Below are 22,732 nucleotides of genomic sequence, written 5' to 3' on the forward strand. Positions count from 1 at the left end.
GTGGGAGGCCTCTCACCGGAGGAGGTAGGGCATGTTGACCGTGACGGCTCCGGTGGGACAGCGGGCCGCGCACGGGCCGCAGTACCAGCATTCGTCGACGTGCATGTAGGCCTTGCCGTTGCTCTCGTCGATGGCGAGGGAGTCCAGCGGGCACATGTCCACGCAGAGCGTGCAGCCGTCGATGCACTTCGACTCGTCGATGGTCACGGGCACGTCGGCCCGCTGGGGCGCCAAGGGCATGGCTGTCTCCAGGAAGGTGCGCGGGAAGGTGCGCGAGCAGGGGTGTTCAGCGGGGAGGGTGGTGTTCTACAGGGACCGGTGCAGCAGGCCGCTCATCGTGATGCGGTCGCCGCGGAAGCGGATGAACTCCAGGTCGACGGGGCGGCCGTCGGCGAGGTGCGTGAGGCGTTCCAGCATGAGGACGGCCGCGCCGCGCGGGGCTTCGAGCACGGCGGCGGAGTGAGTGTCCGCGTTCACCGCCTCCAGAGTGATCTCGGCGTGCCCGAGACGCTGCCCGGTGATGGCTTCCAGGAGGCGGAAGACGTCGGTGTTCTCCAGGTCGGCGGCGAGCAGGGCGGTGCCGAGGTCGAGGGGGATGTAGGTGAGGTCGAGGGAGAGGGGAAGACCGTTCAGGCGGCGCAGGCGTTCGATGTAGAGGACGTCGGTGCCGGGAGGGATGGCGAGGCGTTCGGCGACGGGGGTGGGGGCCGGGGCCGGGCCCATCGTGCGGACCTCGTTGGTGACGCGGCCGTGTTCGCGGAGGGTTTCCGCGAGGCCCATCAGGCAGTCGAGGCCATGCGGGTACTTCTGGGCGACGACCACGGTGCCGACGCCGGGGAGGCGTTCGACCAGGCCTTCCGCGCGGAGCAGGTCCAGGGCTTGGCGGACTGTGTTGCGGGAGGCGCGGTAGTCGGTGGCGAGGGTGGACTCGTGGGGGAGGGTGCCGTCCGGGAAGCCGACCGTGAGGAGCTGGTGGCGGAGGAGGTCGGCGAGTTGCCGGGCCTGGTCCGCGCGCAGCCGACGCCGGGTGCGGTGGGCGGCGACGGTGGTCGCGCCCTGGCCGGCGTGGTCTCGGATGCGGTCGGTGGGCGGCATGGATCGAACCATAGCGAGGTGGTAGGGAAAGCTGTGTTGCGGGAGTGTTGCGCCACCGGGTGCTCCGCCGGTTCAGCGGTTGACCTGGGTTTTCTTTGGGGGTGGGGGGAGATGTGCCACCCGGGGTCTTTGGCTTGGGCGGTGTTGCGCTTGCTGGGGGCGGGTGGCGCGGCCCGGCGCCGGCGGGGGGCGGCCTGCGTCCACCCTGGAGCATGGGCGTTCCAGGACGCCTGGTGGGTGGGGGCTGCGCTTGTTCGGCGGCTGCGGGTTGTCCGTGGTCGCTCGCGCAGTTCCCCGCGCCCCTGAGGTCGGTCAGCTCGCGCCAGGAGAGAAGTCGGCCGCTGCCGAGTCGGCCGGGCCCGGGTGGGGTGACAGCCCGGACTTGACGGGGTGGCTGCCTGGAGCTGGGTGGATCAGGTGGTCGTCGGAGGCTGGGGTCAGGTCAGGGCTGTCAGGCCGGGGGCGAAGGCGATGAGCAGGGGGAGGAGGGGGACCAGGGCTGCCGCAGTGGTGGTGAGGAGGCGGTGTCGGGGGCCCAGGCGGGGCTGGGGTTCCAGGAGGCGGTCCACGCGTTCGCCGAGGAGGCGGTGGGTGGAGGCGCAGGAGAGGACGCCCCGGTGCTGGTTGAGTTCGATCAGGGCCAGGGCCGTTGTCAGGTGGCCGCAGCGGCGGGAGGCTGTGTCGTCGGCGGCGAGTTCGACCAGGCGATGGGTCTCGTCGCAGAAGTGGGAGAAGAGCGGGACCTGCGGGAAGCCGGTGGCCAGCGCGGTGGAGAGGTGCAACAGCCAGTCGTGGCGGGCCCGGGCGTGACCGCGTTCGTGGGTGAGGACGGCGTCGAGCTGGTGGTCGGTCAGCCGGTGCAGCGCCCCGGTCGTGACGATCAGCTGGGGCGGGTTGCCCGGCAACCACCAGGCGTCCGGGTACTCGTCCTCCAGCACCAGCAGCGGGCCCCGCGCCGCGGGCAGCCCCGCCGGCAGGTCGGGGGCGCGTTCACGCAGGTGCGCACGGGCCTGGCCGCGGCGGCGACGGGCCTCGACGAGTTCCCGGGCCAGCATCGCGGTCGTCCACGCGGCCCCGCAGGCCAGCAGCAGCGTCAGGGCGACCGCCCAGGCCGGTGCCGCCGAGAGGTCGTAGGCCGCGGTCACGGCCGGCGGTGCCGGGGCGAAGACGTGGTCGCGGACGGTGTGGAAGACGGCCGCGGCGCCCAGTACCAACGCGGTCAGACAGCACAGCAGGACCGTGGCGACCAGGCACTGCCACACCCACAGTGCGACTACCGGGTCCCGTTCGGGCCACTCGGCCCGGGTCAGTGCGCGCGGGACCGGCACGGCGGCCGTCAGGGCGACGGCACTCAGCAGGAGCAGGCTGAAAATCATGCCACGGGCTCCGGATCCTGGTCTGAAAAGGGGCGGCTGCAAGTGCGGCTACGGGTCGGGCTGTGGGGCTGTGTGCGGCTGGGTGGGCGGCGCTTGCGGGTGCGCTTGCGGTGCGCGCTCGCGGCGTCTCGTGCATGTATCCGCCCAACGCCAGTATGACGGGGTGGGGCAGCGGAGTCAGGGGGTAACGAGCAAGCAAAACCTCCCTGGCACGGACCAGGCACCCGGTCACCCGGCCTAACCGAGAGGCACCCGGTCAGGCGCCCGGTCGAACCGTCAGGCACGAGACCAGGCACCCGGCCCGACCTGCCAGGCCCCCCAAACCCGCCGTCAGCCATCCCCGAACCGTCAGGCGCCCCGTCCGACCACCCGCCCCACCACTTCCCCCAGCCCCACCCGCACCCCATGCGGCCCGGGCGCCCAGGCCGACAGTGTCACCACGTCGCCGTCCTCCAGGAACGTCCGTTTGCCGTCGGGGAGTTCGAGGGGCTGGGTGCCGTTCCAGGTCAGTTCCAGCAGGGAGCCCCGTTCGTGCTCGGAGGGCCCGCTCACCGTTCCGGAGCCGTACAGGTCCCCGGTCCTGAGGGAGGCGCCGTTGACCGTCAGGTGGGCGAGCTGCTGCGCGGCCGTCCAGTACATGGTGGAGAACGGCGGCTCGGACACCACATGGCCGTTGACCGCGACCGAGATGCGCAGGTCGTAACCGCCGGGCTCGTCTGCGAAGAGCGAGTCGTCCAGGTACTCCAGCAGCGCGTGCGTGCGCCGGGGCGGGGTCACCCGGGCGGCTTCCAGGGCGTCCAGCGGGGTGATCCACGCCGACACCGAGGTGGCGAAGGACTTGCCGAGGAACGGGCCGAGAGGGACGTACTCCCAGGCCTGGATGTCGCGCGCCGACCAGTCGTTGAGCAGGCAGAGCCCGAAGACGTGCTCACGGAAGTCGGCGAGGCCCACCGGCCGTCCCATCGGCGTCGGCACGCCGACCACGAAACCGACCTCCGCCTCGATGTCCAGGCGGACCGAGGGGCCGAAGACGGGCACCGGGTCGGCCGGGGCCTTGCGCTGCCCGGACGGCCGTACGACGTCCGTGCCCGAGACCACCACCGTGCCGGAGCGCCCGTGGTAACCGATGGGCAGATGCTTCCAGTTGGGGGTCAGGGAGTCGGCGGCGTCCGGGCGGAAGATGCGGCCGACGTTCCGGGCGTGGTGCTCGGAGGCGTAGAAGTCGACGTAGTCCGCGACCTCGAAGGGGAGGTGCAGGGTGACGTCGGACAAGGGGTGGACGAATCCGGCGATCGTTTCCTGGTGGGACGGGACCGTCACCCACGCCGTCAGCGCGCGCCGTACGTCCGACCACGCGGTGCGGCCCGCGGCGAGGAGCGGGTTCAGGGACGGCCGGGCGAGGAGGGAGACGTACGGGGAGCCCAGGGCCGCGGCCGCGGCACCCGCGTCGAGCACGTGGTCGCCCAACCGGACGCCTACAGTCCGGTCCGTCGAGCCGGGGAGCGAGAAGACGCCGTACGGAAGATTGTGCGGGCCGAAGGGGTCGCCCTCGGGGACATCGAAGGGGGGCATGGGGGGCTGCCTCGCTTTCGTGCGAACCGTGCGGTCGATGAGGGGGCGCTGTGTGTCGATCTGGTCCGTGTGGTCGAGCCACACGTTACGGCTGAGTTGCCCACTGCGGGCAGTGCCTAAAGAGTTTGCAATGTCCGAATTTTCCTTGTCGGAGGTGGCAATTCCGGCTTAGCGTCCTTTGGGGGACACGGACGGGGTGGATCCGGTCCGTAGGGGGGACACGTGGGGGGACCCGTGGCCAGGAGTGCCGGCAGTGCGCCGTTTTCAGCCGCCCGGGAAGTGCCCGGTCTGATCGTGAAGTTCGGCGACTACCCGCTGCACCACGGCGGCGTCGGCGCCATCCGCAGTCTGGGCCGCCTCGGCGTCCCGATGTACGCGATCACGGAGGACCGCTACACACCCGCGGCCGCATCCCGCTACCTGGAACGCGCGTTCGTGTGGCCGACGACGGGGACGGAGGAACCGGAGCGGCTGGTGGAGGGCCTGTTACGGGTGGGGCGGCGGATCGGCCGGCCCGCCGTGCTGATCCCCACCGACGAGGAGGCCGCAGTCCTGATCGCCGAACACCAGGGCGAACTCGCGGGCCGTTTCCTCTTCCCGCCCGTCGACCCCGGCCTGCCGCGTCGCCTCGCCAGCAAGCAGGGGCTGCACGAACTGTGCGTGGAGCACGGGATACCGAGCCCGTCCGCGGCCTTCCCGCAGTCGTACGACGATGTCGTCGGCTTCGCCGAGAAGGCCCGTTTCCCCGTGGTGGCCAAGAACCGCGAGGCGTTCGAGCGGCGCAAGCAGCCGGCCGTGAACGGTACCACCCGCATCATCAGCCGCGAGGGCTTGCTGACCCTGGCCCGCGACTGGGGCGAGCATCCCGGAGTGATCCTCCAGGAGTACCTGCCCAGGGAACAGGCGGAGGACTGGATCGTGCACGCGTACTTCGACCGGAACTCGACCCCGCTGGCCCTGTTCACGGGGGTAAAGGTCCGCTCCTGGCCGCCGCACGCGGGCATGACGGCGAATGCGTACGTCGTCGACAATCCGGAACTCTCGGACCTCGCCGCGCGTTTCATCAAACAGATCGGCTTCACCGGAATCATCGACCTCGACCTGCGCTTCGACCGGCGCGACGGACAGTACAAACTCCTCGACTTCAACCCGCGCATGGGCGCCCAGTTCCGGCTCTTCGAGAGCGAGTCGGGGGTGGACGTGGTGCGTGCCATGCATCTGGATCTGACCGGGCGCACCGTTCCGGAGGGGGAACAGCGGGCCGGCCACCGGTACATCGTGGAGAACATCGACCTGCCCGCCCTGCTCGCCTACCGCCGCAGCGGCTATACGACGCCGCACGCACCGGCACGGGCGAGCGGGACGGAGCTGGCCTGGCTCGCGGGTGACGATCCGCTGCCGTTTCTCACGATGCTCGCGCGCTTCGTGCGGCCCGGCGCGAAGCACCTTTACCAGCTGTGGCGCACCAACCGCCGCGGCGGCAGTACCGGTTCGGGCAGCCGTCCGAGAGCCGGCCGATAGCCGGCAGAGAGCCGGCCGACGTCCGCCTGCCAGCCAGCCGGCAGCAGGAACAGTTGCCCGGACGGGCCATGAAGTGACGAAGTGACGAAGTGGCGTAGTGAAGCAGTGACGTCCTGGGGAGGGACTTCGTGATCCAACCCGTAGCAGTCATCGGTGCCGGACCGTTCGGCCTGTCGACCGCCGCGCATCTGCGGGCACGTGGCATACCCGTGCGCGTCTTCGGCGAGCCCATGGTCAGCTGGCGTGACCACATGCCCGCGGGCATGCTTCTCAAATCGACCCCGGCGGCATCGAGCATCGACGCCCCGCAGCGCGGCCACACCCTTGCCGACTACTGCGAGGCGGCGGGCATACCGCGGCTCGTGGCGGACGAGGACATCATTCCCGTCGAGACCTTCATCGCGTACGGCGAGTGGTTCCAGCAGAAGCTGGTGCCCGAGCTGGAGCGGGTGCGGGTGGTGTCCGTGGACCGTAGTCCGTCAGGGGGCTTCGAACTGAAGCTGGACTCGGGCGAGTTGTTCGCCGCGCGGGCGGTCGTCGTCGCGACCGGGTTGTCCGGCCTCGCCCATCTGCCCCCGGAGCTGGCCGCTGCGGCGGCGGACGGCCCCACCCCCACGGGCCCGGTCTCCCACAGCTCCCAGCACCACGACCTCACGCGTTACGCCGGCAAGGAGCTGATCGTCGTCGGCGCGGGACAGTCCGCGCTGGAGACGGCGGTGCTGGCGGCGGAGGCAGGCGCCCAGGTGCGGGTGGTGGCGCGCGGGCGCGGCAGTGTCGCGTTCGGCGCGCCGCCGTGGCGCCAGCCGAAGCTGCGCCCGGAGTCGCCGTTCGGCCGCGCCTGGTCGCTGTGGGCGTTCAGCTACTACCCCCACCCCTACCGCTACCTCCCGGCCCAGGCCCGCCACTACCTGGTCCGCCGGGTCCTCGGCCCGCTCGGCGCGTGGTGGCTGCGCGAGCGCTTCGAGGGCACGGTGCGGGTCAGCGAGGTCGAGCGCGTGCTGCGCGCGGACACGGCCGACGGCCACCCGGCGCTCACGGTCCTCAGCCACACCGGCCGTACGGAACAGCTGTCGGCGGACCATGTCATCGCGGCCACCGGTTACCGCGTCGACCTCGCCGCCATGGACTTCCTCGGCCCCGAACTGCGCACCCGGCTCGCGGTGAGCCGGGGCACGCCGAAGCTGGGCGCGGGATACGTGTCGTCCGTGCCCGGCCTGTACTTCACGGGCCTGCCGTCGGCGGCGTCGTACGGGCCGGTGATGCGGTTCGTGTGCGGGACGGAGTTCGCGTCACCGAGGCTCGCTGGGCACCTGGCGAGGGCGCACGGCTGACGGCCGGCCGGGGAGTTTCCACGCGGGAGCCGACCGGCCGCGGCAGCGCGTGTGCCGGTGGTGCACGTGCGCGTCCCTGATCGCCACCGGCTTCTGTTCGAGGTGCTGACGCAGCTGGTCGAGCGCGATCTCCTACGACCGCGTTCGGACGGCCGCCGGCCCAGCGCGTACAGCACGCGAAACTTTTCCGGCAGGGCTGTCACAACACCTGCCTCCGCTCCGTCAGTGAAGTGAAAGCGAGACCAGAACGGCCGGAACGGCCAGGTCGACCTGGACACTGACACAGGAGGCATCACCATGCAGGCTCGGATGACCAACCCGGCATACGTCCTTCCCGGTGCGATGAAGGGCATCGGCGCCCTCGGTCAGGCGATCGGTGAGGGCGGGCTGTCCCAGGAGGTCGCGGAGATCGTGGGGCTGCGCGCCAGCCAGATCAACGGGTGCAGCGCGTGCGTGCACGGGCATGTGCACAACCTGCGCAAGGCGGGCGTGAGTGAGGAGCGCATCGCGTCCGTCGCCGCCTGGCGCGAAGCCCCCTACTTCTCCGACGCCGAGCGGGCCGCGCTGCAGCTGACCGAGTCGGTCACGCGCCTCGCGGACCGTTCCCACGAGTCCGTACCGGACGCACTGTGGGACGAGGTCGCCGACCACTTCGACGAGAAGCAGTTGTCGGCGCTCATCCTCACCATCGCCCTGACCAACATGTTCAACCGCATCAACACGACCATCCACGAGCCCGCGGGCACGACCTGGGGATGAGACTCACGACGTACAGAGATCGGTCAGTCTCTCGGCGGCGGCATCGATCCGGCTGGAGTCCGGGTGGGTGTCGCCGTTCAGGACGGCCTTGTCGTAGTCCTTGATCGCCTGGTTGAGGTCGTCGACCGCCTTGTCGACCTTGCTGTCGTTCGCGTCCTTGCTGTCGTCCGTGTCCTTGTTGATCGCGTCGAGGTTCTTCTCGATCGTGTCGATCGACTCATCGGTCCGCGTCGGATCCTTCACCGCGTCCCAGCCCGCCTCGTGGACGGCCTTCAGGCTGTCGGCGATCGTGCCGGCGTTGGAGACGCAGCCCAATGAGGTGCCGACGGAGTCGGCAGAGTCGATGTCGTCGGGGTCGCAGGCGGTGGCGAGGGCGGCGGTGAGGGTGACGGCGGCCACGGCGGTGGTGATCGTGGTGATACGGCGTCGGCGGTTCCTGGGCACGGAGTGGTCCCTTCGGCGAGGTCGGTTGGCTCAGTGGGGTCGGTGGCTCTCTGTGACCTCCACGATCCCGGCTCCCGCCCGGTACCACGAGGGAGCCGACTGCCGTATCCGCGGTGTAGCCCACTACACCGCGGGGCACCGGCTCCCACCCGTGCGACCAGCCCGTGCGACCAGCCCCTACGACCTACCCGCTGGGCCGGTACCCACTACCCCCGGTACCGGCCCAGCGTCCGCAGCCCCGGCAGTGCCCTGTCCTCGAAGTCGAAGAGAGCCAGGTTCTCCCAGGCGTTGCCCGACGTCGGGTCCGCGGGGTCCCAGCCGTTGCCGGTGCGGTAGGTCCAGGTGCCTTCCCAGTAGCAGTAGCCGAGGCCCTGGCCGTTCGGGACGCCGGCGGCGAGGTCGGCCGCCGCGCGCAGCCAGGCCGCCTGGCCCTCGGGAGTGGCGGGGAAGCCGTCGGTCAGCTGTGACGGGCTGTTCATGATGTCGTTGGTGGCGTCCTCGCTGTTCAGCGTGAACGGATACGCCGTCTCCGCGATCACGCACGGCTTGCCGTAACGGGCCGTGACGTCGGCCATGTTGGCGGCGGCCTGCTCCAACGGCCCGTGCCAGAACGGGTAGTACGAGAGCCCGATGATGTCGAAGTCGACGCCGTGGGAGACCGCGTTGTCGAACCACCAGCGGTACAGCCCGTTGTCGCCGCCGTTGGCCAGGTGCAGGATCGTCCGGACGTGCGGCGTGGTGTCCCGGGCGGCGCTGAGGCCGGCCTTGAGGAACGCGGCGAGGTTGTCCCAGTGCTCCCAGTCGCCCTCGGGCCAGAGCATGCCGCCGTTGAGTTCGTTGCCGATCTGCACCAGGCCGGCCGGGGTGCCCTGCCGCCGCAGCGCGCCGAGGACGTCGGCGGTGTGGTCGTACACCGCCCTGGTCAGGCCCGGGACGTCCAGGTCGGCCCAGGCGGCGGGCTTGGTCTGGTGGGCCGGGTCGGCCCAGGTGTCGGAGTAGTGGAAGTCGACCCAGATGCCGATGCCGGCCCGCTTCAGGCGCCGGGCCAGCGGCAGGACGCGCGCCTTGGTGTTGTAGCCGTCGGCCGGGTCGACCCACACCTTCAGGCGGGCGTGGGTGACGCCGGAGGCGGCGAGGATGCGGACCGGGTCGTCGCGGTGGCCGTCGGTACGCCGGTAGACCGCGCCCTTGACCTCGTTCTTCGGCAGCGAGGAGATGTCGACGCCCCGGATCTCAAGACAAGCGCGCCGCTGGCCGGCCCTTCCCGAAGCGCTCCCCGCCACGGCACTCCCCGCCGTGCCCGCCACCGCGCTCCCCCCGGTGCTCGCCACGGCGGGCGCCGCGCCCAGCACGGGAACGGTGAGCGCGGCGACTCCGGCCGCTCCGGCGGCGCTCAGAACACTGCGTCTGCGCATATCAGGGTCCCTTCACAGTGACGGTCAGGCTGGAATCGGCTCCCGGACGACACCGGACATGCCGGCCGATCCGGCTGCTTCGGCTACGACGGCCGGCACCGGGAGGAGAGGACACCGCAGCCCATCAACCCGCCGACAAGAGCCGGGTTTCTGTGATCGTGCACAGTACCGCCGCTCCCCGACATCCGCGAGCAACAAGTAGGTAACCCCAGACCCCCGCCATTGACAAGGTGCCGAAACAATTCTCTACTGTGCACGATCACAGAGCCGCGCGGCCCTCGCGCACAGCCTTTCGGTCACGTCCGCAGAACCTCCCCCCACGGCGGTTTGCCGCGTACGCGGGACGTCCCGAGCCCGGCTGGTTCAAGTCAGGGGAGATGAAGATGTCGATCCACCGCCACCAGATCAGCAGGCGCAGCATCCTCGCCGGGGCCGCAGCCCTCGGCCTCACCAGCACCCTCGCCGCCTGCGGCGGTTCCGACGACGACTCCGGCGAGAGCAGCGGGCCGGTCAAGCTGACCTACTGGTCGTGGGCGCCGAACATGGAAAAGGTCGCCGCGATCTGGAACAAGAAGAACCCGGACATCACGGTCACCGTGTCGAAGCAGGCCAGCGGCGGTGAGATCGTCTCCAAGCTGATCACCGCGAAGAAGGCGGGCAACGCCCCGGACCTGATCCAGGTCGAGTACCAGTCCCTGCCGACGCTGGTCTCCAACGACGTGCTCGCCGACATCTCGAAGTACGTCGGGGACGTCAAGTCGGAGTTCTCCGAGGGCCTGTGGCACATGGTCACACTCGGCACCGACGCCGTCTACAGCGTGCCGCAGGACTCCGCGCCGCTGATGTTCTTCTACCGCGAGGACCTGTTCAAGCAGCACGGACTCAGCGTCCCCAAGACGTGGACGGAGTTCGCCGAGGTCGCCCGCGCCGCCAGGAAGGCCGTGCCGGACGCCTACCTCACCACCTTCTCCTCCAACGACCCGGGCCTGTTCGCGGGCCTCGCGCAGCAGGCCGGCGGCAAGTGGTGGACCGTCGACAGCGGGGGCAAGTGGTCCGTCGGCATCGACGACGCCGGCACCAAGAAGGCCGCCGAGTTCTGGGGCGGCCTGGTGCAGGAGGGCGTCATCGACAACCAGCCGATGTACACCCCGGCCTGGAACCAAGCCTTGAACAAGGGCACCCACCTGGCCTGGGTCTCCGCCGTCTGGGCGCCGGGCGTGCTGATCTCCTCCGCGCCCGACACCAAGGGCAAGTGGCGCATGGCCCCGCTGCCGCAGTGGAAGGCGGGCGACAACGTCACCGGCAGCTGGGGCGGTTCCTCCACCGGTGTCTCCAGCGACTCCAAGCACGCCGAGGCCGCCGCCAAGTTCGCCCGCTGGATCAACACCGACCCGGAGGCGCTGGCCGCCCTGGTGAAGTACCCGGCCGTCTACCCGGCCGCCACGAAGGGCCAGTCCGGCGACATCCTGACGACGCCCGAGTTCTTCTCGAACCAGAAGGACTTCTACACCACGGCCGCCACGATCGCCGCGACCACGGCGCCCTCCGCCTGGGGCCCGAACGTCCAGACCGCCTACACCGCCTTCCAGGACGGCTTCGGCGGCGCCACCAAGGCGAAGAAGGAGGCCCAGTTCCTCTCCGCCCTCGCCACCATGCAGTCGAAGACCTTCGACGACATGAAGAAGCAGGGCTTCGAGGTGACCGAGGCATGACCAGCGCTCCGCTCAAGGGCTCCTACCGCGTCGAGGTCGGGCCCTTGGCGGACGGCACCGGCACCGCCCCGTCCGTCCGCCCCAGCCGACCCCGCCGCCGTGGCCGCAGCGCACCGTACTGGTTCCTGGTGCCCACGCTGGTGCTCTTCGCCGCCTTCACCCTGGTGCCCATCGGGTACGCGATCTGGCTCAGCCTGCACAAGGTCAAGGTCAAGGGGATCGGCCTCGGCAAGGGGGCCCGCTCGGAGGTCTGGAACGGCCTCGGCAACTACGCCGACGTGCTCCACAACTCCGAGTTCGGCCACAGCGTGCTGCGCGCCTTCGGCTACGGCCTGATCGTCATCCCGACCATGCTGGGCCTCGCGCTGGTCTTCGCGCTGATGCTGGACACTCCCAAGGCACGCAGCGCGCCCTTCGCCCGGCTGATGATCTTCCTGCCGTACGCCGTGCCCGGCATCATCGCCGCCCTCATGTGGGGCTTCCTCTACCTGCCGACGGTCAGCCCGTTCTACTACCTGCTGGACAAGTTCGGCCTCCCGCAGCCGGACCTGTTCAACGGCGGCAACCTCTACCTCTCCTTCGCGAACATCGCGGTCTGGGGCGGCACCGGCTTCAACATGATCGTCATCTACACCGCGCTCAGGGCGATCCCGCCGGACATCTACGAGGCGGCCCGGATCGACGGGGCGTCCAACCTCAAGATCGCCCTCCGGATCAAGATCCCGATCGTCCTGCCCTCGCTGGTGCTCACCTTCTTCTTCTCGGTGATCGCCACCCTGCAGGTCTTCACCGAGCCGATGGCCCTGAAGCCGCTCACGAACAACCTGCAGAGCACGTGGAGCCCGCTGATGGCCATCTACGACAGCGCCTTCCTGAAGTCCGACGTCTACGGCGCCTCCGCCACCGCGGTCGTCCTGGCCCTGGCCACGTTCGTCCTCTCCTTCACCCTGCTGCGCATCTCCGACCGCTACACCCGGGAGGACCGGGCATGACCCCCCTCACCCTCACCGCCGACGCCACCGGCAGGCCCGCCCGAGCGCGGCGCACGGCCTGGGTCCCCACCCTCGTGCTGCTCCTCGGCACGCTGTACTGCCTGATCCCCATCGCCTGGGTGGTCATCGCGGCGACCAAGGACCGGTCGGAGCTCTTCTCCACCTTCAGCTTCGCCCCCGGCACCGGCTTCCTCGACAACCTCGGCGACCTGACCGACTACCGCGACGGCATCTACTGGCAGTGGATGGCCAACTCCGTCTTCTACGCGGGTGTCGGCGCCCTGCTGTCGGCCGCGGTCTCCGCCGCCGGCGGCTACGCGCTCGGCCGGTACGCCTTCCGTGGGCGGGAGTTCATCTTCAAGGTGATCCTGGCCGGCGTCCTGGTGCCGAGCATCGTGCTGGCCGTCCCGCAGTACCTGCTGCTGTCGAAGACGGGCATGGCCGACTCGTACTGGTCGATGCTGCTGCCGTCGATCCTCTCCCCGTACGGCGTCTACCTGGTCCGCATCTACGCGGCCGCCTCCGTGCCCGCCGAACTCATGGAGGCCGCCCGCATGGACGGCGCGAGCGAGTGGCGGATCTTCGCGCGGATCGCCGTACCGATGATGATGCCCGGCCTGATCACGGTGTTCCTCTTCCAGTTCGTCGCCATCTGGAACAACTTCCTGCTGCCGTACGTGATGCTGGCCGACGACACCAAGTTCCCGATCACCCTCGGGCTCTACACGCTGCTCGCCCAGGGCGCCTCGCAGCCCGCCCTGTACACCCTGGTCATCACCGGATGCCTGCTCGCGATCGTCCCGCTGATCGCGCTGTTCCTGGTGATCCAGCGGTTCTGGTCCCTCGACCTGCTGAGCGGCTCGATCAAGTCCTGAACACCCCTTTCCTGAACGAGGAACATGACCACCAGCGCGAACGGACGCCGCAGGCCGCCCACCATTCACGACGTGGCGCGGGAGGCGGGCGTGTCGCGGGGCACCGTCTCCCGCTTCCTGAACGGCGGCCACTACGTCTCGCCGGCCGCCCGGCGGTCGGTGGAGGCCGCCATCAGGAAGACGGGGTACGTGGTCAACCGGCATGCCCGCAGCCTGAGTACGGGACGGTCGGACTCGGTGGCCTTCCTGCTCACGGAGCCGCAGGAGAAGTTCTTCGAGGACCCCAACTTCAACGTGCTGCTGCGCGGCTGCACCGAGCATCTCGCCCGCCACGACATCCCATTGCTGCTGATGCTCGCCGCGACCGACGACGACCGGCGCCGGCTGACCCGCTACATCACCTCGGGCCACGTCGACGGCGTGCTGCTGGTCTCCAGCCACAGCGGGGACCCGGTCGCCGCCGAACTCCGGGCCGCCGGGATGCCGTTGGTGGCCTGCGGCAAGCCGATGGGACTCGGTTCCAGGGTGAGCTACGTGGCGGCCGACGACCGTGACGGTGCCCAGGGGATGGTCCGCCATCTCCTCGCGGGCGGCCGCCGCCGCATCGGCATGATCACCGGGCCGCTCGACACTCCGGGCGGCACCGAACGCCTGGCCGGCTACCGCGATGTACTCGCCGAGGCCGGCCTGCCCTACGACCCGGCGCTGGTGGCGGAGGGCGACTACCGCCGTACCGGTGGCGAGGAGGCGGCCCGCCGGCTCCTGTCCCAGGCGCCCGACCTGGACGCGGTGTTCGTCGCCTCCGACCTCATGGCCCAGGGAGTCGTCAACGCCCTGCACCAGTTGGGACGTTCGGTCCCCGATGACATCGCTGTCGGAGGCTTCGACGACTCGGCCGCGGCCACCGCCGTCACCCCGGCGCTCACCACCATGCGCCAGCCCTACGACCGCATCAGCGCCGAGATGGTCCGCATGCTGCTCGCCCAGATCGCCGGGGAGGACACGGCGGGAGTGATCCTGCCGACGGAACTGGTCGTACGGGACTCCGCTTGAACCCCGACGAATGTCGCAAGCGGAGCACGCGTCAACGCATGTGAAGGCTGCAGCCGTCCGGTTCACGTCGAGTCGCTGGGTCGTTCCATCCGTATTCTCTGATCATGGCCGCACCCACCGCATATTCACTCATCGCCACCGACCTGGACGGAACGCTGCTGCGAGGCGACGACACGTTCTCGGACCGGTCACTCACCGCGCTCGCGCGGGTGGCGGCGGCCGGTGCCCGGCACCTCGTCGTCACCGGCCGGCCGGCGCCCAGAGTGCGGCCCCTCCTCGACGACCTGGGCAGCGAGGGGCTCGCGGTGTGCGGGCAGGGCGCGCAGGTGTACGACGCCGGCGCGGACCGGCTGCTCTGGTCGGTCACCCTGGACCGGGAGTTGGCGGAGACCGCGCTCGGCAAGATCGAGGCCGAGGCGGGCCAGGTGTACGCCGCCGTCGACCAGGACGGCGTCGACGGCCTCACCCTCATCGAACCGGGCTACCTCATGCCCCACCCGACGCTGCCCGCCGTCCGCGTGAGCCGGCGCGACGACCTGTGGAGCGCGCCGATCAGCAAGGTGCTGCTGCGCCATCCCTACCTGTCCGACGACGAGTTGGCGTCCACGGCGCGTTCCGTGGTGGGTTCCCTCGCCACGGTCACCATGTCGGGCCCCGGGACCGTCGAACTCCAGCCATGCGGCATCACCAAGGCGACCGGCCTCGCGCTCGCCGCCGACCACCTGGGCCTCGGCCCGGACCGGACCATCGCCTTCGGTGACATGCCCAACGACATCCCCATGTTCGACTGGGCCGCCCACGGCGTCGCGATGGCCAACGCCCACCCCGAACTCAAGTCCGTGGCGGACGAGGTGACACTGTCGAACGAGGACGACGGCATCGCCGTCGTCCTCGAAAGACTGTTTCCGCGGCGCTGAGACCCAGGTACGTGCTGAGACCCAGGTACGTGCCGAGGCTCAGTACGGGCCGTTCACGTTGTCGATCGAGCCGTACCGCGCGGCCGCGTAGTTGCAGGCGGCGGTGATGTTCGCGACCGGGTCGTACGGGTCCCACGACGTGCCGGCGACGTGGTACGCCTGGAAGGTCGGGTCGATGGTCTGGAGCAGGCCCTTGGACGGGGTGCCCGCCGCGGCGTTGGAATCCCAGTTGTTGATCGCCAGCGGGTTGCCGGACGACTCGCGCATGACGTTGCGGTAGATGCCGTCGTACGAGCCGGGAATGCCGTGCTGCGCCATGATGTCGAGCGACTCGCGGATCCAGCCGTCGAGGTTGTTCGCGTACGTCTTGAGGGCGGCCGGGACGGCCTTGGCGACGGCCGGGGCGGCCTTCGTGGCGGCCTTCTTGGCCGGCGCGCTCGCCTTCTTCGTCGCCTTGACGGTCAGCTTGAGACCCGCGTGGATCAGCCCGGGGTTGCCGCCGACGGCCTTGCGGTTGTCCTTGTAGAGCCGGTGCCAGCCGCCGGGGGTGCCGTACTTGTTCGCGATGTCATAGAGCGTGTCGCCATGGGCCGTGGTGTACGTGACGGACCTGACCCGCGCCACGGTCAGCGCGGCGGGAACCTGGGCCGGCTGTGCGGCCGGAGCCTGCGCCGGCTGTGCGGCGCTCGCTGTGGTCGCGCCCAGCAGCGGGATGGCGAGAGCGACGACGCCCGTTGCGGCTGCGACGGCGCCTCGGGTGAACGGGCTGGTTCTGGGACGGTTGTGCTTACCTCGTGCGGCCATGGCCTTGCTTCCTCTCCGGCGCCTGCGAGGTGAGCTGTCGGGTGCGGGCTGGGAGGTGCCCGGTCACGCCGCCGTGAGGCGACGCGACTCAACCCCAAGCCGTTCCGGAATGTCCTGAGATATCCGGACCGGCGACTTACCTGGGTCCCCCGCTCCTGCCGTGCGGTGTTCGTCGATGGGTGTCTCCATGGGCGGCGGCAGGATTCGGCGTCCGCCCGACAGGCCGGGAACGTATGCGAGAGCACATGTCCGAAACAAGGGCCGGATTCACCCATCACACCTTTTGACCTTGGGATGGGGCGTATGGGGTGCTTGATCCTTTGCTGTTGCCAAGACTCAACTGACGCAAAGGGGAAGGGGAAACGTGAGCGCCCGGGAGTGCGGTCGCGAGCGGACGTACGTGACCCAACTCACGGTCGATCACAAGCAAGGCAAATCGGGCAATGAGCCCAACTCATAGTCAACCGGCGGTCCGTGGGATCCGCTTCTCCCAGCTGCGGTGGAAGACCACCTCGCCGCCCTCCGTGCAGACCACCTCGTTGGAGGCGAGGAAGTCCGTTCCGTCACAGGAGAGCTCCGAGCGGGTACGGACCGTGGCCTCCCAGCCGGGCTCCGGCCGGTGCAGCCGGACCGACCAGTCCGAGCGGGCCCGCGCCGACAGGGGGTCCGTCTCGGTGATCGTGTACGTCTCCAGCGCGTCCTCGGAGAACTCCAGCCCGTCGGGATACACGCGGGTGCCGCCGTAGCGCGGATCGACCTCCAGCCGCCATTCGCCCTTGGCCACATCACGTACGACCAGCCGTTCCGGGCGCGGCTCGTCCAGCGTCGCCGGGAAGCTCACTCCCAGCGGCTGCGACTGCTCGGGCTCCTCGAACGAGATGCGGGACTCCGACTCCCTTGCTCGTACCGGGAGTTCCAGCACACTGCCCGCCGGGTCCAGCGTGAAGCCCGCCGCCGACTCGGGCCGCGGCCAGATCCACGGCCAGTACGCGGAGGACACCGCGAGCCGGATGCGGTGCCCGGCCGGGAAGGCGTGACCGATGCCGTTCAGCTCGAACTCGACGTCCTCGGTGGCCCCCGGCTCCCACGGCACGACCTTGTCCCGCCCCTGCCGCGCCGACAGGTTCAGCACGCCCCGGGTGACCAGGGTGGAGGAGCCGTCCGGGGCGACATCGCAGACCCGTGCGATCACCTGGCCGCGCGGCAGCTCGGAGGTCAGCCTCAGGCGTACCCGCGGCCGCCCCAGCACCCAGGTCTCCTCGCCCGCTTCGAACTCGAAGCACACCGACCGCGCGTCCTCCTCCCGCTGGTCCGGCGGCAGGTCGGCGTCGTTCCCGAACGGGAAGAAACGGCCGGCGTCCACGCCCGTGTGCTGCGGGGAGCGGACCAGAAGAGGGGCGCCCTGAAGGCCGTACGAGAGGGTCGAGACGTGGGGGGAGGGCCAGGACGGCTCGCCGACCCAGCGGCCGGGGAGGGTGTCGTGGACCGTGGCCGGGGGGTGGGAGTCGCTGACGTAGGCACGGAGCAGCGGCTCACGCATCGCGCCGGAGTCGGCCCCCTTCAGCCAGTGGTCCCACCAGCGCAGGGTCTCCTGGAGGAAGCCGATCGCCGGACCGGGCGGCAGGCCGCGGTCGGGGTACTGGTGGGACCAGGGGCCGATCAGTCCGCGGACCCGGTCGGCCGGGAGGTGCTCGACCAGGCGCAGGACCGTGTCGCGGTACGGGTCGTGCCAGCCGCCTACCGCGAGGACGGCGGCGTCGATCGCGCCGTAGTCCTCGCAGACGCTGCCGTGCCGCCAGTAGCGATCGCGAATCTGGTGGTCGAGCCAGGTGTGGAGGAAGGGCTCGACCTCTTCGAGCCGCGTGAGCCACATGTCCCGCCAGCCCTCGCCGACGTACCGCGGGTCCGGCGGGCGCGAGACGAAGGCGAGCATGGTGGCCGCCCAGGCGTGCATGTCCACCGCGAGGACGGAACCTCCCATGTAGTGCACGTCGTTGTCATAGCGGTCGTCGGTGGAGCAGACCGTGACGACCGCCTTGAGCGGCTCGGGGGCGAGGGCCGCGATCTGGAGGGAGTTGAAGCCGCCCCAGGAGATGCCGAACATGCCGACCTTGCCGTCGCACCAGGGCTGCGCCGCGAGCCACTCGACCACCTCGACCCCGTCGGCCAGCTCGGTCGCCGAGTACTCGTCGCCCGGCAGGCCCTCGCTGTTGCCGTGTCCGCGCACGTCCACTCGTACGGAGGCGTAACCGTGGCCCGCGTACCAGGGATGGCGTTGCCAGTCGCGGGGCGCGGTCCAGTCGGTGAGTCGGTACGGCAGGTATTCGAGGAGAGCGGGTACCGGTTCCTGCGTGAGGGGCCGCCATACGCGCGCGTAGAGGAGGGTTCCGTCCGACAGCGGGATGCGGAGGTCCTCGTGGGTCGTCTCATAGGGGAAGGACGTACGGATGTGCATGAGCGTGATCCCGTGAGTTCAGTGGACCGGGTGCATGGTGCGCCGCAGCCAGGGCGCGACCGCGATCACGGCCAGTCCCGCGACCACCGCGATCGCGCCGTTGACGCCGAAGTAGGCCGGCTGGGAAACGTCGTCGTAGAGCTTCACCGTCTGGGCCTGGATGCCGTTCGCCAGGGCGAGGGACAGGAACCAGAGGGACATGGTCTGGCTGGAGAAGGCGGCCGGGGCGAGCTTGGTGGTGGCCGACATGCCGGAGGTCTCCAGCAGGATGTCGCCGAGGCCGAGCAGCAGGTAGGAGCCGACGATCCACCAGGCGGACATCAGGTAGTCGCCGCCGCCGTGCCCGCTGGTCGGCAGGGCCATCAGCAGGAACGACAGACCGCCGAGGACGACCCCGATCGCGATCTTGTTGGAGGCGTGCGGCTGGCGGCGGCCCATCCGCACCCACAACGCGGCGACCACGGGCGCGAGAGCGACCTCGAAGGCGCCCAGCGCGGAGGCGTACCAACTGGCCGGGAAGTCGAAGCCGAGGATCGTCGTCCGGGCGTTCGACGCGGCCAGCAGCATCATCGTCGAGTACGCCTGGAAGAGGATGAAGTTGAAGACCGTGGAGGCGAGGAAGAGGACGACGTACGGGCGCAGCCTGCCGCGTTCCTCGGCACTCACCCGGCCACTGGCGAACATCACCGCGAAGTAGACGGCCGGGGCGATCACCGAGACCAGGGTGAGCAGGTCCACGAAGCGGCCCATGGTGAGCCATCCGGCCGTGGCGAGGGCGGTCGCGACGGCGGCCGTGCCGAGGATCCCGGCGACGATCAGGCGGATCGCGCGGCGCGTCGCCTCCGGGGCGAGGGCGGACTCGGCCGCGTGTTCGCGTCCGGCCAGCCGGCGGCGGCCGGCCACGTACTGGACGAGGCCGAAGGTCATGCCGATCGCCGCCGCGGAGAAGCCCCAGTGCCAGCCCTGGTGGTCGCCGAGCCAGCCGGTGACCAGGGGGCCCGCGAAGGCGCCGATGTTGATCGCCATGTAGTAGAGCGCGAAACCGGCGTCCCGGCGGTCGTCGTCGGTGGCGTACAGCTTGCCGACCATGGTGGCCACGTTGGGCTTGAGCAGCCCGGTGCCGGCGCTGATGAGCCCCAGCCCCACCCAGGTCATGGCGGCGGTGGGCACCGCCATGGAGTAGTGGCCGCAGGCGATCAGGACGCCGCCCCACAGCACCGCGCGGTACGAGCCGAGGATGCGGTCGGCGAGCCAGCCGCCGCCGACGGACACGAGGTAGACGAGCGTGCCGTAGGCCGCGGAGACGGAGGCGGCGGTTCCGGCCGACATGCCCAAGCCGCCGTGGGCCAGCGTGTCGGCGAAGTACAGGACGAGGATGGCCTGCATGCCGAGGAACGAGAAGCGTTCCCAGACCTCGAGACCGGAGAGGGTGAGCAGGCCCCCGGGCTGGCCGAGGAAGGTGTGATCGTCCTCGGGCGGCGGGGGACTGCCGGGCGTGACGTCGAGGGCGGTTCGGGACACGCTCAACTTCTTCCGTGCAAGTCGGTGGATATCAGGTGATATCAAGTGATCAAAAACATACCGGGAGTGATCCTGATACCGCCCGGGCTGGACGGGCAGGCGCTATCGGGGATCGAAACGTGACCGGATACGCTGACTTGAGTGATGGCAGCGACCTATCGACAAACCGTGTAATCGCCAGAAGACACCAGCAGACAGGAGATCCCTCGTGACCGTCGTCGGGCCGTTCGGGCTGAGCGTGCGGGACCAGGCTCTGGAAGCCGATGTCCAGGCCGGATTGGCGGCTGTCGAGGAGGGACTGCTCGAAGCCACCAAGAGTGAGGTTCCCTTCATCACGGAGGCCGCCCAGCATCTGGTGCGGGCGGGGGGGAAGCGTTTTCGGCCACTGCTCGTGATGCTTGCTGCCCAGTTCGGGGATCCCTATGCACCCGGAATCGTGCCCTCGGCGGTGGTCGTCGAGCTGACCCACCTGGCGACGCTGTACCACGACGACGTCATGGACGAGGCCGAGGTGCGGCGCGGCGTGGACAGCGCCAACGCCCGCTGGGGCAACTCGGTCGCCGTCCTCACGGGTGACTTCCTCTTCGCCCGCGCCTCGCACATCCTGGCCGACCTCGGGCCCGAGGCGGTCCGGGTCCAGGCGGAGGCGTTCGAACGGCTGGTCACCGGCCAGATCCTGGAGACGGCGGGACCGCAGGACGGACGCGACCCGGTCGAGCACTACCTCGACGTCCTCGGCGGCAAGACGGGCTCGCTGGTGGCGGTGTCGTGCCGCTTCGGCGCGATGATGTCGGGCGCCGACGAGACGGTGGTCGACGTGCTGACGCAGTACGGCGAGCGGCTGGGCGTCGCCTTCCAGCTCGCGGACGACGTCCTGGACATCGCGTCCGACTCCCGCGAGTCCGGCAAGACCCCGGGCACCGACCTGCGCGAGGGCATCCCGACCCTGCCGGTGCTGCGGCTGCGCGAGCGGGCGGCCCGGCTGGGCCTGGCCGAGGACATCGCGCTGTGCGAGCTCCTCGACTCCGACCTCACCGACGACACCCGGCACGCCGAGGCCCTGGCGGGCCTGCGGGCCCACCCGGCGCTGGAGCACGCCCGCCGCGACACGGTCCGCTACGCCGAGGACGCCCGCTCCGCGCTGGCCCCCCTGCGGGAGTGCGACGCGAAGGTGGCCCTCATGGAGATGTGCGACGCGGTGGTCCACCGGGCGGGCTGACCTGCCGGATGTGCGGGGTGACCCACGTCACGCATGGCCTGCTCGCCGGCATCGCGGTGAGATCCGCCGGCTGAACAGCGTCGGCGGCGTGCCGTACGACCGGACCACGTGTTCCCGCGGGGCTGATCCAGCCGCACGCAACGCCATGTCTCCACCCGCACGCAACGCCATGTCTCCACCCGTACATGAGGCGGCGTCTCCACCGAACCCCTACGGGTCGGGGCAGGCGCCGCCTCCGTGTGTCATACCGCAGGTGTACACGGAGTTGAGTCCGAGGGCTGACGAATCATCCCGGTGAATTTGGTCAGATAGTCACCACGGAAACACCACTCCTCACCGATTCGGGTGAGAATGGCGGCTACGGGTGGACGTACGAGAGTGGGACAGCCGCCGCCGACGACGGAGGTAAGGCACACATGGCACCGTTCGCATCAGACGACAGCACGACCGTCACCGAGGCCGACGACCTGCGCGCGGCCCGCCGGCGCAAGGCCGCGCGGTACGTCGTGCCGGTCGCGGTGGTGGGGGTGGCGGCGGCGACCATCGGGCTCGTCCCCGCGCTCGCCGACTCCGGTGACCCCGATCTGCCCAAGATCAGCGCACAGGAACTCATCGAGAAGATCGCCGCGTCGGACGTACAGCAGCTGTCCGGAACGGTGAAGATCAGCACGGACCTCGGACTGCCCGATCTGGGCGGTCTGGAGAACAGCCTCGCCTCGGGCATGGAGTCGGGCGACGGGGGTTCCTCCGCGGACCCCTCGTCCAAGCTCACCGAACTCGTCACCGGCACCCACACCCTGCGCGTCGCGGCCGACGGCCCCGACAAGCAGAAACTGTCGCTGCTGGAGAACGCCGCCGAATACAGCGTCATCCACAACGGCAAGGACGTCTGGGGCTACGACAGCAAGTCGAACGAGGTCTTCCACTCGACCGCTTCCGACAGTGCGGCGGCCGGCAAGGAGCAGGACGTCCCGGCCACGCCCAAGGACCTCGCCGAACAGGCCCTGAAGTCGGTCGACGACACCACCTCCGTGACGGTCGACGGCACCGCGCAGGTCGCGGGCCGCGACGCCTACCGCCTCGTCGTCAAGCCCAAGGACTCCGGCTCCACCGTCGGCCGGATCACCGTGGCCGTGGACTCGAAGACCGGGCTGCCGCTGAAGTTCACGCTGACCCCGGCGAGCGGCGGCGCCGCCGTCGTGGACGCCGGCTTCACCCAGGTCGCCTTCGGCAAGCCGGCCGCCTCCACCTTCGACTTCACCCCGCCCAAGGGTGCGAAGGTCACCGAGGGCAAGCCTGATGAGGGCGCGGGCGCGGGCGCGGGCATCCGGAAGGGCCCGCAGCACGACCCGGCGCGCGCCAAGCCCGAGGAGGACTTCGGCAAGGGGCTCGACGGTCTCAAGATCATCGGCAAGGGCTGGAACTCCATCGCCACCTTCGACACCGGCGGCCAGGGCATGCCCTCCGGCTCCCAGGCCGGCGGTGACCTCGGCGGCTTCCTCGGCTCGCTCGGCGACAAGGTCAAGGGCGACTTCGGTTCGGGCACGGTGTTCTCGACCCGCCTGGTCAACGCCCTGATGACGGACGACGGCAAGGTCTACGTCGGCGCGGTCACCAAGGACGCCCTGGTGAAGGCGGCCGACGCGGGGAAGTAAGCAGCCACCGGGATGC

Annotated in this window: 19 protein-coding genes and 1 riboswitch; of the genes, 10 read left to right on the forward strand and 9 right to left on the reverse strand. The window is 70.2% G+C overall.

Annotated features, from left to right (window positions below; translation table 11 throughout):
- Positions 1-12: 12 nt before the first annotated feature.
- From ACIBK3_RS05935 to fahA, 4 genes are all read right to left on the reverse strand, one after another.
- The gene (locus ACIBK3_RS05935) at positions 13-240 is read right to left on the reverse strand and encodes a ferredoxin family protein (RefSeq protein WP_010986276.1); all 228 of its coding nucleotides are present in this window, start codon (positions 238-240) and stop codon (positions 13-15) included.
- A 66-nt stretch (positions 241-306) separates the two neighbouring features.
- The gene (locus ACIBK3_RS05940) at positions 307-1,095 is read right to left on the reverse strand and encodes a GntR family transcriptional regulator (protein ID WP_399362352.1); all 789 of its coding nucleotides are present in this window, start codon (positions 1,093-1,095) and stop codon (positions 307-309) included.
- Positions 1,096-1,532: 437 nt separating this feature from the next.
- Complete coding sequence (locus ACIBK3_RS05945; RefSeq protein WP_399362354.1) at positions 1,533-2,471, reverse strand: M56 family metallopeptidase; 939 nt, start codon at positions 2,469-2,471, stop codon at positions 1,533-1,535.
- A gap of 348 nt (positions 2,472-2,819) precedes the next feature.
- Positions 2,820-4,043 (reverse strand): fumarylacetoacetase, encoded by a 1,224-nt coding sequence (fahA, locus tag ACIBK3_RS05950; RefSeq protein WP_399362356.1) that lies wholly within the window; start codon positions 4,041-4,043, stop codon positions 2,820-2,822.
- 234 nt (positions 4,044-4,277) lie between these two features.
- Between fahA and ACIBK3_RS05955 the strand changes: the two genes are divergently transcribed.
- From ACIBK3_RS05955 to ACIBK3_RS05965, 3 genes are all read left to right on the forward strand, one after another.
- A complete protein-coding gene (locus tag ACIBK3_RS05955) occupies positions 4,278-5,564 on the forward strand; it encodes an ATP-grasp domain-containing protein (protein WP_399362358.1) in 1,287 nt (428 codons plus the stop codon).
- 128 nt (positions 5,565-5,692) lie between these two features.
- Positions 5,693-6,895 (forward strand): NAD(P)-binding domain-containing protein, encoded by a 1,203-nt coding sequence (locus tag ACIBK3_RS05960; protein WP_399362360.1) that lies wholly within the window; start codon positions 5,693-5,695, stop codon positions 6,893-6,895.
- A gap of 297 nt (positions 6,896-7,192) precedes the next feature.
- Entirely contained in the window at positions 7,193-7,654 is a 462-nt protein-coding gene (locus tag ACIBK3_RS05965) for a carboxymuconolactone decarboxylase family protein (protein WP_399362362.1), read from the forward strand.
- A gap of 3 nt (positions 7,655-7,657) precedes the next feature.
- Here the strand turns inward: ACIBK3_RS05965 and ACIBK3_RS05970 are convergent, their stop codons facing one another.
- Positions 7,658-8,098, reverse strand: coding sequence for a hypothetical protein (locus tag ACIBK3_RS05970; protein ID WP_399362364.1), 441 nt, complete (start codon positions 8,096-8,098; stop codon positions 7,658-7,660).
- Between the two features lie 206 nt (positions 8,099-8,304).
- A complete protein-coding gene (locus ACIBK3_RS05975; RefSeq protein ID WP_399362365.1) occupies positions 8,305-9,513 on the reverse strand; it encodes an arabinogalactan endo-beta-1,4-galactanase in 1,209 nt (402 codons plus the stop codon).
- A gap of 377 nt (positions 9,514-9,890) precedes the next feature.
- Here ACIBK3_RS05975 and ACIBK3_RS05980 point away from each other — a divergent pair, with 377 nt between their 5' ends.
- The 5 genes from ACIBK3_RS05980 (at position 9,891) to ACIBK3_RS06000 (ending at position 15,062) form a co-directional block, all read left to right on the forward strand.
- Entirely contained in the window at positions 9,891-11,225 is a 1,335-nt protein-coding gene (locus ACIBK3_RS05980) for an ABC transporter substrate-binding protein (RefSeq protein ID WP_399362367.1), read from the forward strand.
- On the forward strand, positions 11,222-12,217 hold the full coding sequence (locus ACIBK3_RS05985; protein ID WP_399362369.1) for a carbohydrate ABC transporter permease: 996 nt from the start codon (positions 11,222-11,224) through the stop codon (positions 12,215-12,217). The genes ACIBK3_RS05980 and ACIBK3_RS05985 overlap by 4 nt, the downstream gene beginning before the upstream one ends.
- Positions 12,214-13,092, forward strand: a complete 879-nt coding sequence (locus ACIBK3_RS05990; RefSeq protein ID WP_399362371.1) for a carbohydrate ABC transporter permease — start codon at positions 12,214-12,216, stop codon at positions 13,090-13,092. Before ACIBK3_RS05985 ends, ACIBK3_RS05990 begins: the two co-directional genes overlap by 4 nt.
- Before the next feature lie 24 nt (positions 13,093-13,116).
- On the forward strand, positions 13,117-14,145 hold the full coding sequence (locus ACIBK3_RS05995; protein WP_399362373.1) for a LacI family DNA-binding transcriptional regulator: 1,029 nt from the start codon (positions 13,117-13,119) through the stop codon (positions 14,143-14,145).
- 104 nt (positions 14,146-14,249) lie between these two features.
- Entirely contained in the window at positions 14,250-15,062 is an 813-nt protein-coding gene (locus tag ACIBK3_RS06000) for an HAD family hydrolase (protein WP_399362375.1), read from the forward strand.
- A 39-nt stretch (positions 15,063-15,101) separates the two neighbouring features.
- Here ACIBK3_RS06000 and ACIBK3_RS06005 read toward each other — a convergent pair whose 3' ends face one another.
- From ACIBK3_RS06005 to ACIBK3_RS06015, 3 genes are all read right to left on the reverse strand, one after another.
- On the reverse strand, positions 15,102-15,866 hold the full coding sequence (locus ACIBK3_RS06005; protein ID WP_399362377.1) for a transglycosylase SLT domain-containing protein: 765 nt from the start codon (positions 15,864-15,866) through the stop codon (positions 15,102-15,104).
- Positions 15,867-15,870: 4 nt separating this feature from the next.
- Positions 15,871-16,051, reverse strand: a riboswitch (cyclic di-AMP (ydaO/yuaA leader).
- A gap of 275 nt (positions 16,052-16,326) precedes the next feature.
- Entirely contained in the window at positions 16,327-18,321 is a 1,995-nt protein-coding gene (locus tag ACIBK3_RS06010; protein ID WP_399362379.1) for a CocE/NonD family hydrolase, read from the reverse strand.
- Between the two features lie 18 nt (positions 18,322-18,339).
- Complete coding sequence (locus tag ACIBK3_RS06015) at positions 18,340-19,842, reverse strand: peptide MFS transporter (RefSeq protein WP_399362381.1); 1,503 nt, start codon at positions 19,840-19,842, stop codon at positions 18,340-18,342.
- 208 nt (positions 19,843-20,050) lie between these two features.
- Here ACIBK3_RS06015 and ACIBK3_RS06020 point away from each other — a divergent pair, with 208 nt between their 5' ends.
- Together ACIBK3_RS06020 and ACIBK3_RS06025 are read left to right on the forward strand one after the other, a co-directional pair.
- Positions 20,051-21,061: a polyprenyl synthetase family protein gene (locus ACIBK3_RS06020; protein WP_399362383.1), complete on the forward strand. Its 1,011-nt coding sequence runs from the start codon at positions 20,051-20,053 to the stop codon at positions 21,059-21,061.
- A 416-nt stretch (positions 21,062-21,477) separates the two neighbouring features.
- Entirely contained in the window at positions 21,478-22,716 is a 1,239-nt protein-coding gene (locus tag ACIBK3_RS06025; RefSeq protein ID WP_399362385.1) for an outer membrane lipoprotein carrier protein LolA, read from the forward strand.
- The last annotated feature ends 16 nt before the right edge of the window (positions 22,717-22,732 follow it).

It is taken from the genome of Streptomyces sp. NPDC050287 (assembly GCF_044459385.1).
Lineage (GTDB): Bacteria > Actinomycetota > Actinomycetes > Streptomycetales > Streptomycetaceae > Streptomyces.

Excerpts from the sequence above, each read along its gene's own strand:
- ACIBK3_RS05935 (WP_010986276.1), bottom strand. The coding sequence starts at position 240 with ATGCCCTTGGCGCCCCAGCGGGCCGACGTGCCCGTGACCATCGACGAG.
- ACIBK3_RS05940 (WP_399362352.1), bottom strand. The coding sequence starts at position 1,095 with ATGCCGCCCACCGACCGCATCCGAGACCACGCCGGCCAGGGCGCGACC.
- ACIBK3_RS05945 (WP_399362354.1), bottom strand. The coding sequence starts at position 2,471 with ATGATTTTCAGCCTGCTCCTGCTGAGTGCCGTCGCCCTGACGGCCGCC.
- fahA (WP_399362356.1), bottom strand. The coding sequence starts at position 4,043 with ATGCCCCCCTTCGATGTCCCCGAGGGCGACCCCTTCGGCCCGCACAAT.
- ACIBK3_RS05965 (WP_399362362.1), top strand. The coding sequence starts at position 7,193 with ATGCAGGCTCGGATGACCAACCCGGCATACGTCCTTCCCGGTGCGATG.
- ACIBK3_RS05975 (WP_399362365.1), bottom strand. The coding sequence starts at position 9,513 with ATGCGCAGACGCAGTGTTCTGAGCGCCGCCGGAGCGGCCGGAGTCGCC.
- ACIBK3_RS05980 (WP_399362367.1), top strand. The coding sequence starts at position 9,891 with ATGAAGATGTCGATCCACCGCCACCAGATCAGCAGGCGCAGCATCCTC.
- ACIBK3_RS05985 (WP_399362369.1), top strand. The coding sequence starts at position 11,222 with ATGACCAGCGCTCCGCTCAAGGGCTCCTACCGCGTCGAGGTCGGGCCC.
- ACIBK3_RS05990 (WP_399362371.1), top strand. The coding sequence starts at position 12,214 with ATGACCCCCCTCACCCTCACCGCCGACGCCACCGGCAGGCCCGCCCGA.
- ACIBK3_RS05995 (WP_399362373.1), top strand. The coding sequence starts at position 13,117 with ATGACCACCAGCGCGAACGGACGCCGCAGGCCGCCCACCATTCACGAC.
- ACIBK3_RS06000 (WP_399362375.1), top strand. The coding sequence starts at position 14,250 with ATGGCCGCACCCACCGCATATTCACTCATCGCCACCGACCTGGACGGA.
- ACIBK3_RS06005 (WP_399362377.1), bottom strand. The coding sequence starts at position 15,866 with ATGGCCGCACGAGGTAAGCACAACCGTCCCAGAACCAGCCCGTTCACC.
- ACIBK3_RS06010 (WP_399362379.1), bottom strand. The coding sequence starts at position 18,321 with ATGCACATCCGTACGTCCTTCCCCTATGAGACGACCCACGAGGACCTC.
- ACIBK3_RS06025 (WP_399362385.1), top strand. The coding sequence starts at position 21,478 with ATGGCACCGTTCGCATCAGACGACAGCACGACCGTCACCGAGGCCGAC.